The organism is Ochrobactrum sp. WV_118_8, assembly GCF_039631535.1.
GTDB lineage: Bacteria > Pseudomonadota > Alphaproteobacteria > Rhizobiales > Rhizobiaceae > Brucella > Brucella anthropi.
Genome location: NZ_JBDIUZ010000002.1, coordinates 460755 through 473240, shown reverse-complemented (window position 1 = coordinate 473240; position 12486 = coordinate 460755). Strand labels below are relative to the sequence as shown.

Here is a 12486-nt window from a genome sequence, read left to right as displayed (position 1 = left end):
ACGCCTTAAAAGCAAAAATCCCGGACAAAGCCGGGATTTTGTTGCTTATCTGATCGGAAAACTGGAGCGGGCGAAGGGATTCGAACCCTCGACCCCAACCTTGGCAAGGTTGTGCTCTACCCCTGAGCTACACCCGCTCGCGCCAGTCGTTTCCGTCAGGCAGGCGCTATATGAACTAACGCCCCGGAGATTGCAACAGGGAAATTACAGGAAAATGTCGTTTCAACGAAATTAGCTGCCGGTTAATTGATAAGTATTTGTAAATATTATGCTTTCCAGAATGCGCGTCATATTCTCTGCTGCGTTTTCTCGTCAAAGCAAGAAAAATGAGCCTCCACGGATAATGGAATCGGCTGTCAGAGGCGTGAGCGAGGCCGGTGCGTTTTGTGCGAACAATCCAATTTGCTTTGCATGGTTTCTAAGCCTCTATCCATGGTCTATAAGCGCTGTTGCAAGTCGTCGAAGCGTGAGGAGCGTGATGACATGCTCAACATATTCAATGCCGAACAGAATGGGGTGGAATCATGCCTTTGTCGCCGAGCGAACTTCACGATTATCTTCAGAAACTCGGTATCGAAGTGAAAACTGTCGAACATCCTCCCTTGTTCACGGTCGCGGATTCCCAAAGCCTGCGTGGTGAAATCCCGGGCGGCCATACGAAAAATCTCTTCCTGAAGGACAAGAAAGACAATTTCTTTCTCGTGACAGTCGAGGAGGACGCGGTGGTCGATCTGAAGTCGATCCATCAGCTGATTGGTGCGGCAAGCCGCGTTTCGTTCGGCAAGCCGGAAAAGCTGCTGGAATACCTGGGTGTGATTCCGGGTGCAGTTACGGTGTTTGGCGCGGTCAACGATACAGCACATAATGTGCAGGTCATTCTTGATGCCGATCTGATGAAATATGACGTCATCAACGGCCATCCGCTGACCAACGAAGCCACGACTTCCATCAAGCGCGAAGACCTCGTCGCTTTCCTCACTTCCACCGGACATGAACCGCGCATTCTCGCCGTTTCCGAAGGTGCGAAAGCGGACACTTCGGTATAAACTGATTTTCAAAACGGGCGGCTTTCTTGCACACGGCAATTGGCAATTGAAGTGAGAGGCGGGAGCGCTAAGTTACAGCGCAACTTGCTGAATCGACCGTCTTGAAATTGGCTTTTGAAGATACGAACTGAAAGAACGACACCGGCTTGTATGCGGACCGTCGCATCGGTCGGAAAATACGAAGGAATTTCTTATGACCAGCCAGAACAATCCTTATGCCGGTGCAGGTGGCCAGATGACGGCAAATGTTTCTTTCGGTTCGGCACCAGCCGCTGCCGGAGGAACTGATCTCGTCAAGGACACGACGACGGCAGGTTTCCAGGCGGATGTAATTACCGAATCCCGCAATCAGCCCGTGCTGGTGGATTTCTGGGCGCCATGGTGCGGACCTTGCAAGCAGCTGACACCGATCATTGAAAAGGCCGTGCGGGACGCTGGTGGCGCCGTCAAACTGGTCAAGATGAATATCGACGATCATCCGGCCATCGCCGGTCAGCTTGGTATTCAGTCCATTCCGGCGGTCATTGCTTTCGTCAATGGCCAGCCGGTCGATGGTTTCATGGGGGCCGTCCCAGAATCGAAGGTGAAGGAATTCATCGCCAAGATCGGTGGGCCGAGCGACGCGGAAGCGGCGCTTGCCGAAGCCATCACGGCCGCGAATGAGCTGATCGAAGCCGGTGATTTCGTTCAGGCGTCGGAGATTTTCTCGTCCATCCTTCATGCCGTTCCAGATAATGTCGATGCGATTGTCGGTCTTGCGACCTGCCTTCTGGAATCCGGCGATGCTGAAAAGGCGCGGGAAATTCTGGCCCAGCTTCCGGCTGACAAACAGAATGCGCCTGTCGTTCGAGCGCTGGAAGCGCGCCTTGCGCTGGCTGATCAGGTCAAGCTCATCGGTGATCCGATTGCGCTTGAGAAGCGAATTCAGGCTGATCCGAAGGATTATCAGGCCCGGTTTGATCTTGCGCAGGTGCGTAATGCACAGGGGCGGCGTGAAGATGCGGCCAATGAGCTGCTTGTCATCATGAAGTCCGACCGCGAATGGAATGAAGACGGCGCACGCAAGCAGCTGCTCCAGTTTTTCGAGGCATGGGGCAATGCCGATCCGGCGACGCTCGGTGCACGGCGCAAGCTGTCGTCGCTTCTGTTCTCCTGATCGCGAGCGGTCGGGAGCATGGCGGGCAAATTGTGCTTTGTGCGCCATGCGGATTCCAACTGTTAGGGCGCATGTTTCGTGAGTCCTAATGCATGTCTCCCAAAAGTGGGAACCGGTTTTGGGGTAAAGACATGCATGAAAACAAAAGCTTAAAGCGTGTCGTAAGAGTACGATAAAAAGCGATATGCTTTTGAGGAGGTTGTAATGCAGGTGGGCAATGCCCGTTACAGAACGGGCGCCGATATACCCGAGACCGTGCCGGTTTTCCCGTTGAAAGGGGCGCTGCTTCTGCCCGGTGGCCAGCTTCCGCTCAATATTTTCGAACCGCGCTATCTGGCGATGATCGAAAATGCCCTGGCGGGCAAGCGCATCATCGGCATGATCCAGCCGAAAATCGATGGCGACGATGACGAAATGATCGATGAGCTTGATGAAAGCCTCCGTCCGCAATTGAGTAATGTCGGCTGTCTTGGCCGTATCACGACCTTTGCCGAAACGGGCGACGGTCGCCTGCTGATTACCCTGCAGGGTATCTGCCGATTTCGCGTGCGTGAAGAAATGCATTGCCGTCAGCCTTACCGGCAATGCCGGATCATGCCGTTTCTGGCCGATCTGGAGGAGGCGCGGGATTCGTCGGAAATCGACCGGGATGCTTTGCTGGGTGCTTTCCGCGATTATCTTGAAGCGCATAATCTGGAAGCCGACTGGGACAGTATTGCACGGGCAAACAATGAAACCCTCGTCAATGCGCTCTCCATCATGTCGCCTTTTGGCCCTGCAGAAAAACAGGCCCTTCTGGAAGCGCCCGATTTGAAGACGCGTGCAGCAACTTTGATTGCCATTACCGAGATGGTATTGGCCAGAGTAAAGGACGACGATTTCGGATCGCGGCTGCAATAAACTTCGGGAATAAGACAATGGACGACAAGACGCAAACCGGCAATATCGACGTACGTCTGCTGGAACTTCTGGTATGCCCGCTTACCAAAGGGCCGTTGGAATATGATGCGGAACATGGCGAGTTGATCTCGCGCAAGGCAAAGCTTGCCTATCCGGTCCGGGGCGGAATCCCGATCATGCTGCCATCCGAAGCGCGCAGTTTGACGGAGTGACCGCAGGCCGATTTGCAGATTGCGGGAACTCTGAAACGTCGAACTGTGTCTGCTTTATCGGCTGTTATATAATTTCTGCATAAGCCTCTATCTTTTTCATAAGTTTCAGCCATGCGCATTATTGCTTGTCGGACAACAGGGCTCTATAACCCTCGCGGAACTAGATAAAGATGGTTTCGGACGGCGTCATGCCATTCGTTACTGTCGTGAATTTGAACGCAATATTCTCGGCGAAACGGGTCCCCATTCTCCCGAATATGCGAAACAAAACAGAGGCTTGGCATTATGGCATCCAGAAAACTCCTTCTCCTGCCCGGCGACGGCATCGGCCCAGAGGCGATGGCGGAAGTCCGCAAGATCATCGCTTTCCTCAACTCGGGCCTCAATCTCGGCTTTGAAACCGAAGAAGGTCTGGTTGGCGGCTGCGCTTACGACGCGCACGGTCAGGCGATTTCGGATGCGGATATGGAGAAGGCGCTGGCTGCCGATGCCACGCTGTTCGGCGCTGTCGGCGGTCCGAAGTGGGATAGCGTGCCTTATGAAGTCCGCCCGGAAGCCGGTCTTCTGCGTCTGCGCAAGGACATGCAGCTTTATGCAAATCTGCGTCCGGCCATCTGCTACCCGGCGCTGGCTCATTCTTCGTCGCTGAAGCCGGAAGTGATCGAGGGTCTCGACATCCTTATCCTGCGTGAGCTGACCGGCGGCGTTTACTTCGGTGAACCGAAGGAAATCATCGACCTCGGCAATGGCCAGAAGCGCGGTATCGATACGCAGGTCTATGACACCTACGAAATTGAGCGCATCGCCGATGTCGCCTTCGAGCTGGCGCGCACGCGCCGCAACAAGGTTACGTCGATGGAAAAGCGCAATGTGATGAAGTCGGGCGTCCTGTGGAATCAGGTTGTTACCGCGCGTCACAAGGACAAGCACGCCGACGTTGAACTGGAGCATATGCTGGCTGACGCTGGCGGCATGCAGCTTGTGCGTTGGCCGAAGCAGTTTGACGTTATTGTGACAGACAATCTTTTCGGCGACATGCTGTCTGACGTTGCCGCAATGCTGACCGGTTCGCTTGGAATGCTGCCGTCGGCTTCGCTTGGTGCGGTTGATTCCAAAACCGGCAAGCGCAAGGCGCTTTATGAGCCGGTACACGGTTCCGCGCCGGACATCGCTGGCAAGGGCGTTGCCAATCCGATTGCAATGATTGCTTCGCTTGCCATGTGCCTGCGTTATTCGTTCAACCTCGTTGAAGAAGCGGATCGCCTGGAAGCGGCGATCGCACAGGTTCTGGATGATGGTCTGCGCACTGCCGACATCTGGTCGGAAGGCAAGACCAAGATTGGCACCGTCGAAATGGGCGATGCCATCCTCGACAAGTTTTCGAAGCTTTCCGCTCAATAAGCGTGACAAGACCGCTTGCTGAAAGCCCGCCATGCACTTCGCATGGCGGGCTTTTCTTTTTTGAATAAGTGCCCGATTTGAGGCTGTAAATTCATGCTGTGCTGCATAAGAATAGCGGCATGTTGTTCACGCTCCCAGATCAAAACAAACTCTACGATGCACTTGTCGCCCGCGATGCCGCTTATGAGGGCAGGGCCTATGTCGGTGTTGTCTCAACCGGAATTTTCTGCCGCCTGACTTGTCCGGCGCGGAAACCGAAACAGGAAAACTGCCGCTTCTTCGCATCGGTTGCCGAATGCATGGCCGACGGTTTCCGGCCCTGCAAAAGATGCCATCCGCTACAGCCCGCTGCGGAGGCGGAGCCTTCCGTCAAGAAGCTTCTTGACGCGCTTGAGGCCGATCCGGAGCGGCGCTGGAGCGAAGAGGATGTTGCTCGGATGGGGCTTGATGTCTCGACCGTCCGTCGCAGTTTCCGCCGTCATTTCGGAATGACATTTCTGGAAATGGCGCGGCAGGAACGCCTGCGACATGGGTTTCAGGCGCTTGCCGATGGTGGGCGCGTGATTGATGCCCAGATTGATGCGGGTTTTGAATCTCCCGAAGCTTTTCGTAGTGCCTTTGCACGTATTCTGGGGCTTCCACCCGGCAAATTGCGGGTTGTTGGCTTGTTGCGCGCCGACTGGATCAAGACGCCACTTGGCACGATGATTGCGATCTGCGATGCACGAAGCCTGCATCTTCTCGAATTCGCTGATCGCAAGGCGCTATCTGCGGAACTGAAGAAGCTTTATGCTACCTGTCGCGGTGATCTGGGGATCGGTCGTTTCGATACGCATGATCACGTCGAGCAGCAGTTGAATGCCTTCTTTGACGGCAATTCTCCGAGGTTCGATTTACCGCTGGTGCTGCATGGCAGCGCATTCACGCAAGGTGTGTGGCGCGCACTTCAGAACATCGGGGCAGGGGAAACGCGCAGTTACAGTGAACTGGCGCAGGCCATGGAAAAGCCGCTTGCCGTGCGTGCGGTCGCCCGGGCCAATGGGGCGAACCAGATTGCCATCATCATTCCATGCCATCGTGTGATCGGCGCGGACGGGTCACTGACCGGCTATGGCGGCGGTCTGTGGCGCAAGCAGAAGCTGATCGAGATTGAAGCGCAGTATCGCCGATGAAACTCGGAGAAACATGAAAACGCCGCCCGATGGGCGGCGTTTTGCTTTGTGCAGCTGCGATGATTAGTCGAGCTTATGCAGGTCGACGCCCTTGGTTTCCTTGACGAAGATCATGCCGATCACGAAGGTGATAGAAGCGATGATGATCGGGTACCAGAGGCCGTAATAGATGTCGCCCTTGGCAGCGCTCAGTGCGAACACGCCAGCCGGAAGCAGACCGCCGAACCAGCCATTGCCGATGTGATATGGCAGCGACATGCCGGTATAGCGAATGCGGGTCGGGAACATCTCGACAAGGATCGCGGCAATCGGGCCGTACACCATCGTCACATAGATGACGAGGATAGTCAGGATGGCGATTGTCAGGAACCAGTTCACCTGTGCAGGGTCGGCAACCATCTTGAATGCGCCGGCATTCGGGATGGTGTAGACGGCCTGATCGGTGCTGACGCCAAGGCCGTCAGCTTCGGTCTGGGTCAGAAGCTTCTGCTTTACCAGATCGGCAGCCGGAACCATGGCCTTGTCTCCACCACGGATTGCTTCGGCATTCAGCTGAAGTTCCGGATTGGCGGCGACGAATGCATCAAGCTTGCTGTCCGGCACTTTCGCAGCATCGCGAACGAGCGGGAAACCGGCTTTCTGCAGGGCGAGGTTCACGTCGTGAGACAGTGCCGACTGCTTGGCTGCAGCATCTGCTCCAGCCTGAACAGCGTCGTAGGACGTGATCGTGCTGTCACCGATCGTAACGGTTGCAGGGGTGCCAGCTGCTGCCGTCTGGACGATTTCATAAGGCACCGAACTCTTGGCGAGGAAGCTCGTCGCCACATCGCAAGACGTGGTGAACTTCGACGTGCCGGTGGCGTTGAACTGGAAGTTACAATCGCCAGGCGCTGCAGTAACAGTTGCCTTGATGGTCTGTTCAGCCTGAGCCAGAGCCGGATTCGCAGCACCGGTTAGTGCTTTGAACAACGGGAAGTAGGTCAGGGCAGCGAGCAGAAGGCCTGCCATGATGATCGGCTTGCGACCGATCTTGTCCGACAGCCAGCCGAAGAAGACGAAGCCGCCGGTGCCGATCAGGAGCGCGATAGCAACCATGATGTTTGCCGACTGGTTTTCGACCTTCAGAACGTTCTGGAGGAAGAACAGCGCATAGAACTGACCGCAATACCACACCACGGCCTGACCGGCGGTAAGGCCGAAGAGGGCGATGAGTGCGATCTTCGCGTTCTTCCACTGACCGAATGCTTCGGAAAGCGGAGCCTTGGAGGTCTTGCCTTCCTCCTTCATGCGCTTGAATGCGGGCGACTCGCTCATCTGCATGCGGATCCAGACGGAAATGCCGAGCAGGACGATGGAGACGAGGAATGGAATACGCCAGCCCCAGGCCGCGAATGCTTCCTTGCTCATCACGGCCTGAATGCCGAGGATGACCAGCAGCGACAGGAACAGGCCGAGTGTCGCCGTGGTCTGGATCCATGACGTGAAGAAGCCGCGACGGTTGTTCGGAGCATGTTCCGCAACATAGGTTGCAGCGCCGCCATATTCACCACCGAGTGCGAGACCCTGCAGCATGCGCAGGGCGATCAGGATGATCGGTGCGAAAATGCCGAGCGTGGCCGAGCCGGGCAGGATACCCACGAGGAACGTGGACGCGCCCATGATGACGATGGTGACAAGGAATGTGTATTTACGACCGACGAGATCGCCGATGCGTCCGAAGACGAGAGCGCCGAACGGACGGACGAGGAAGCCTGCCGCGAAAGCAAGCAGGACGAAGATGTTTCGGGTTGCTTCCGGGTATTCATTGAAGAAGGCCGCGCCGATGAAGGCTGCGAGTGTTCCGTAAAGATAGAAGTCGTACCATTCGAAGACGGTACCAAGCGACGACGCAAAGATCACCTTGCGTTCTTCGCTCGTCATTTTCTGCGTGCCGACGTCGGCACTTGACGAGACTGCCATTAATCTGTCCTCCCAAACAGAGCCCCTGACGGGCAAATGTAAGACGATCCTTCTTCACCGGGTAAATGAAGTTCGCCTGATGCGCCGGGAACAGTTCCTCTCAACTGTCCGGGCACTCTCCTCACACTTGCATGATGAACCGAAAAAGGGGATTCGTGCAGTAGTCTTTAGTATGAGACAGAATTGCCAGCTTGAAATACTGTCGTAGAGAGCGAGAGCCATAAAAAATGCGCTTCTTGAAGAGGTAGAGAATTGACTCCATCTATAAACCGCGTAAAAGCAGTGGCGAACGAAGGAGAACCCGCGTGGATCGCGTCAACGTAGCGTCAGTTTCGCTTGGAACTGCCGGCATTTTTGCCGGGGCAGCGCGCATGCCTTCGATTTCCAAAACACTCACGGCCATTACTAAAACGACCACGAAAACGGTCTGATTCCCTTGGCCTGCTCGCCCTCTCCCCGGGTCTGGCCCGGGGGCGGAAGTCCCGCGTGGCCTGCGGGGTTCCGAATCTGGAAGCGGAGAGGGACAGGAGACAAAAAATGGGTTTCAAGGTTGCAGTTGTCGGCGCCACCGGAAATGTCGGGCGCGAAATGCTCAATATCCTCGAAGAACGCGGCTTTCCGGCTGACGAAGTTGTAGCGCTTGCATCGCGCCGCAGCCAGGGCACGGAAGTGTCCTATGGCGACCGGACGCTGAAGGTCAAGGCGCTCGACACGTATGATTTCTCCGATACGGACATCTGCCTGATGTCTGCTGGTGGCGAGATTTCCAAGGAATGGTCGCCGAAGATCGGCAAGCAGGGCTGCGTCGTCATCGATAATTCCTCGGCCTGGCGTTATGACTCGGAAGTGCCGCTGATCGTGCCGGAAGTGAACCCGGATGCAGTCGAAGGCTTCCGCAAGAAGAACATCATTGCCAATCCGAACTGCTCGACGGCTCAGCTCGTCGTGGCTCTGAAGCCTTTGCACGATGTTGCCAAGATCAAGCGCGTCGTCGTCTCGACCTATCAGTCGGTTTCGGGTGCAGGCAAGGAAGGTATGGATGAGCTGTTCGAACAGTCGCGCGCTGTTTTCGTCGCCGACCCTGTCTCTGCGAAGAAGTTCACCAAGCGCATCGCGTTCAACGTGATCCCGCATATCGATGTCTTCATGGAAGACGGCTACACCAAGGAAGAATGGAAGATGGTGGCCGAAACCAAGAAGATGCTCGATCCGAAGATCAAGCTGACGGCGACGGCCGTTCGCGTTCCGGTCTTTATCGGTCACTCCGAAGCGGTCAATATCGAGTTCGAAAACCCGATCACGCCGGAAGAAGCACGCGAGATTCTGCGTGAAGCTCCAGGCTGCCAGGTTGTCGACAAGCATGAGAACGGTGGCTACATCACGCCTTACGAATCCGCTGGCGAAGATGCGACTTATATCAGCCGTATCCGTGAAGACATCACCGTCGAGAACGGTCTGGCTCTGTGGGTTGTTTCCGACAATCTGCGCAAGGGCGCTGCTCTCAACACGATCCAGATCGCTGAATTGCTGGTCGCGCGCGGCCTTATCAAGCCAAAGGCGCTTGCTGCCTGATCTACTGTACTCAGTACTGATATTAAAAAGCGCCGGTCACCCGGCGCTTTTTTGTTAGCGGGAAATGCTCTCCGCGAGATTGCCGCGTATATCGAGCAACCTTGTGCGCAAATCCTGCAACTCATCGATGGGTTGACCAAGCGCGCAGAACACCTGTTCAGGAATGCTCTCGGCTTCCCTGCGCAGTGCCTGTCCTTCTTCAGTCAATGTGATGCGGACCTGTCGCTCGTCCTGCGGGTCGCGCCGCCGCGTAATGCGTCCGGCGGCTTCAAGACGTTTCAGCAGCGGGGTCAGGGTTCCTGAATCGAGATTGAGCTTTGCGCCGATCTCAGAGACCGTCCGGTCGTCTTGTTCCCAGAGCACTATCATCACCAGAAACTGCGGATAGGTCAGATCAAGCTTGCTCAGAATTGGCTGGTAGGCGCGCGTCAGCGCATTCGCGGTCGAGTAGATCGCAAAGCAGACCATGTTGGAAAGACCGAGATTGGAATCCTGATCGTCGCGCTTCATAGTGATAACTCCTTGGCAAATATATACATCATGCGCAATTGGATTGCGCGTCACTTAATTGTGAAATTAAATTTTGCAAAATTAGATTGTGCACAATTTAATTATCTGCAAGTTTGGCTGCGGAGACAAACCAAAGGAGAAGCCCAAATGCCAATTCTGTACACAACCCAATCCACAGCAACCGGCGGCCGCACCGGCAGCGCCAAGACCACAGACGGACGGCTCAGTGTCGTTCTCGATACGCCGAAGGAACTCGGCGGTTCGGGTGGCGAAGGCACCAATCCTGAGCAGCTTTTCGCTTCTGGCTATGCGGCCTGCTTCCTGGGCGCGTTGAAATTCGTTGCCGCCAAGGAGAAAGTTGCCATTTCCGCAGACGGCACCGTGACTGCGACGGTCGGCATTGGTCCGCGTGAAGATGGCACTGGCTTCGGGCTTGATGTGGAGCTGCAAGTGGCACTTCCGGGCGTGGACAAGGCGAAGGCCGAAGAACTGGTTCAGGCTGCGCATATCGTCTGCCCGTACTCGCATGCAACACGCGGCAATATCGATGTTCGTCTGAGCGTCGCTTAACAAAGAAATGCAAAAGGCGCCCGATGAGGGCGCCTTTGTTTTATAATATCTTCCGAATTTTAGTAGGAAGCCATACGATGACTATAATGCCGGATATTCGTGAGCTTCGCTCCACTTGCGAGCAAATGGAGGAGCGCTACCTTATAAATCCGACTATAGACGCCTCGTATCGTCGACTTGCTGATCGTTTTGCTGCGGACCTTACAGTCGAACGAGACATCTTGCTCAGTCGTTGTGCCGCGCTTATGGCGATCAAATTCTTGAGTGAGGATGCGGCGCTTTAAGTCAGTTCTCTATTTCCCTCAGGTGCTCAAGTGCAGCCTCAACCTGCCCGTATGCTTCGGTTCCCAACGGCAGGATCGGACGTGGTGGCTCGATTTTCGCGAGACCGAGAAGGTCGGCAATGACATACATGACGCGGAAACTGCTGTGGGTTTTGAACAGGTCCCAAAGCGGTGTGAAAGCTGCATTTATGCGTTCTGCCTCAGTATTGTTTCCGCTTTGCGCAGCGCGCGTCAACGCCAGAGCGGGGTCGGGAAGAAGTCCTGCAACCACGCTGTACCAGGCATCGGCACCAGCCAGCAGTGCATCCGCAGCACCCCAGTCACCGCTATATCCGATCGCGAAGCTTGGCGGAGTTTCGGTACGCAGCTTTGACATTGCGCCTTCGTAATCGCCATTTGCGGGCAGAGGCATCTTGATCGCGCTGATATTCTTCACACTGGCAAGCCGTGCAATCAGTTCGTCGTTGAAGATGAACTTTGTCGTGCCGGGATTATTGTAGATGCAAAGGGGAAGATCGGTCGTCTCGGCAACGGTCTTGAAGTGCTGGAAAACCTCGTCTTGCGTCAGCGGCGTATAGGAAACAGGCGCCAGCAACAGCCCGTCTGCACCGGCATCTGCTGCGTCCCGGGCCAGCGCCTGCGCATCATCCGTCCGCAACGCGCCGACGCCGACGATGATCGGTGTTCTGCCGCCGATAAATCTGACGGCGGTATTGATCGTATGCAACCGCTGTTCCCGCGTGAGAAAGACATAGCCGCCAGTACTTCCCAGAAGACCGATAGAATCCGCTCCCGCCTCGTGAATGCGCTCAAGAAAAACGCAGAGCGTATCCTCAATGAGTTTGCCATCGGTGTCGTTTGGTGTCAGCGGAAAGGCTGAAAGACCTTTGAAGAATTTCATGGTGCTCTTTCTCAATCAGGTTAGCGCGACAGAAGCAGGCGGATACCGGCAAGGCCGAAGACAGCCGCGAGGACGCCTTCGATCCAGCGACGCGCACGACGATAGAGGCGCACCATTGGCATAGTGGAAAATATGATGGCATAGCCGCAGAAAATGGTGATGCTGAGCACGATGCAGCCACCCAGAAACGCTGCCAGATGTGGCCATGAAGAGTTGGTGCCGAGTCCCAGCGTAACCAATGCGATCCAGGACAGGATGGACTTCGGGTTTGACAGATGCATCAGAAGTCCACGGCGATAAAGCTCACCATGAGACAGAATTGCTTTGCTGCTGGAAGCTCGCGTAGCCAATGCTTCGTCTGATGTCATGGCCGCGCGTCCGGCCTTGAAAGGCAAGATAAAGCAGATAAAGCCCGCCGAAGATTTTCAGGATGAACAGAGCTTCGGCAAATCGTGTGAGGATGGCCGAAACGCCAGTCGCGGCCATCACGCCCCAAAAAATGGAGCCTGTAACGACACCGGCAGCAAAGACAAGTCCTGATTTTCGGCCCTGGTCCATGGCTACGCCCATGATCCGCATCGTACTCGGACCGGGGCTGCCAGCTGCAATGATGTAAGTCACATATACGAGGAGGAGCTGGTAGATGGCGGGGGAAATGCTCATATCGCTACTCTAGTGGAATGAATTTGACGTTTGATACCCGTCCGATATAAATCTCGTTTCAAACGTCAAACTCGAAAAATCCGCTAGATTCATAAGGTTACTAGGGGGCGTTTTGATTTCGACATTTGCTCGGCGCTCAT

11 protein-coding genes, 1 tRNA gene and 1 pseudogene are annotated in these 12486 nt (G+C 55.4%); 8 read left to right on the top strand and 5 right to left on the bottom strand.

Annotation, left to right across the window (positions count from 1 at the left end; translation table 11 throughout):
* Nucleotides 1-62 precede the first annotated feature (62 nt).
* Nucleotides 63-137 (bottom strand) — tRNA-Gly (locus tag ABDF71_RS16315).
* Nucleotides 138-524: 387 nt separating this feature from the next.
* On the opposite strand from ABDF71_RS16315, the gene ABDF71_RS16310 reads away from it, so the two are divergent.
* The 6 genes from ABDF71_RS16310 to ABDF71_RS16285 all read left to right on the top strand — a co-directional run bounded on the left by ABDF71_RS16310 (nucleotide 525) and on the right by ABDF71_RS16285 (nucleotide 5887).
* Nucleotides 525-1046 carry a prolyl-tRNA synthetase associated domain-containing protein gene (locus ABDF71_RS16310; RefSeq protein ID WP_010658480.1) on the top strand — a complete coding sequence of 174 codons (522 nt, stop codon included), beginning with the start codon at nucleotides 525-527 and terminating at the stop codon, nucleotides 1044-1046.
* Nucleotides 1047-1239: 193 nt separating this feature from the next.
* Nucleotides 1240-2202 carry a thioredoxin gene (gene trxA, locus ABDF71_RS16305; RefSeq protein WP_500061685.1) on the top strand — a complete coding sequence of 321 codons (963 nt, stop codon included), beginning with the start codon at nucleotides 1240-1242 and terminating at the stop codon, nucleotides 2200-2202.
* 204 nt (nucleotides 2203-2406) lie between these two features.
* Nucleotides 2407-3102, top strand: a complete 696-nt coding sequence (locus ABDF71_RS16300) for an LON peptidase substrate-binding domain-containing protein (protein ID WP_010658482.1) — start codon at nucleotides 2407-2409, stop codon at nucleotides 3100-3102.
* A 17-nt stretch (nucleotides 3103-3119) separates the two neighbouring features.
* Nucleotides 3120-3314: a Trm112 family protein gene (locus ABDF71_RS16295; protein WP_010658483.1), complete on the top strand. Its 195-nt coding sequence runs from the start codon at nucleotides 3120-3122 to the stop codon at nucleotides 3312-3314.
* Nucleotides 3315-3599: 285 nt separating this feature from the next.
* Complete coding sequence (leuB, locus tag ABDF71_RS16290; RefSeq protein WP_010658484.1) at nucleotides 3600-4715, top strand: 3-isopropylmalate dehydrogenase; 1116 nt, start codon at nucleotides 3600-3602, stop codon at nucleotides 4713-4715.
* A gap of 119 nt (nucleotides 4716-4834) precedes the next feature.
* Nucleotides 4835-5887: a bifunctional transcriptional activator/DNA repair enzyme AdaA gene (locus ABDF71_RS16285; protein ID WP_151665309.1), complete on the top strand. Its 1053-nt coding sequence runs from the start codon at nucleotides 4835-4837 to the stop codon at nucleotides 5885-5887.
* A gap of 63 nt (nucleotides 5888-5950) precedes the next feature.
* Here ABDF71_RS16285 and ABDF71_RS16280 read toward each other — a convergent pair whose 3' ends face one another.
* Nucleotides 5951-7846 carry an MFS transporter gene (locus ABDF71_RS16280; RefSeq protein WP_010658486.1) on the bottom strand — a complete coding sequence of 632 codons (1896 nt, stop codon included), beginning with the start codon at nucleotides 7844-7846 and terminating at the stop codon, nucleotides 5951-5953.
* A 537-nt stretch (nucleotides 7847-8383) separates the two neighbouring features.
* On the opposite strand from ABDF71_RS16280, the gene ABDF71_RS16275 reads away from it, so the two are divergent.
* A complete protein-coding gene (locus ABDF71_RS16275; RefSeq protein WP_010658488.1) occupies nucleotides 8384-9418 on the top strand; it encodes an aspartate-semialdehyde dehydrogenase in 1035 nt (344 codons plus the stop codon).
* A gap of 54 nt (nucleotides 9419-9472) precedes the next feature.
* Here ABDF71_RS16275 and ohrR read toward each other — a convergent pair whose 3' ends face one another.
* Complete coding sequence (gene ohrR / locus ABDF71_RS16270; RefSeq protein WP_010658489.1) at nucleotides 9473-9928, bottom strand: transcriptional regulator OhrR; 456 nt, start codon at nucleotides 9926-9928, stop codon at nucleotides 9473-9475.
* A 147-nt stretch (nucleotides 9929-10075) separates the two neighbouring features.
* On the opposite strand from ohrR, the gene ABDF71_RS16265 reads away from it, so the two are divergent.
* Entirely contained in the window at nucleotides 10076-10498 is a 423-nt protein-coding gene (locus tag ABDF71_RS16265) for an organic hydroperoxide resistance protein (protein WP_258124416.1), read from the top strand.
* Nucleotides 10499-10783: 285 nt separating this feature from the next.
* On the opposite strand, the gene ABDF71_RS16260 is transcribed toward ABDF71_RS16265, so the two are convergent.
* Nucleotides 10784-11683 carry a dihydrodipicolinate synthase family protein gene (locus ABDF71_RS16260; protein WP_258124415.1) on the bottom strand — a complete coding sequence of 300 codons (900 nt, stop codon included), beginning with the start codon at nucleotides 11681-11683 and terminating at the stop codon, nucleotides 10784-10786.
* Between the two features lie 20 nt (nucleotides 11684-11703).
* A pseudogene (locus ABDF71_RS16255) lies at nucleotides 11704-12346 on the bottom strand (LysE family translocator).
* Nucleotides 12347-12486 lie beyond the last annotated feature (140 nt).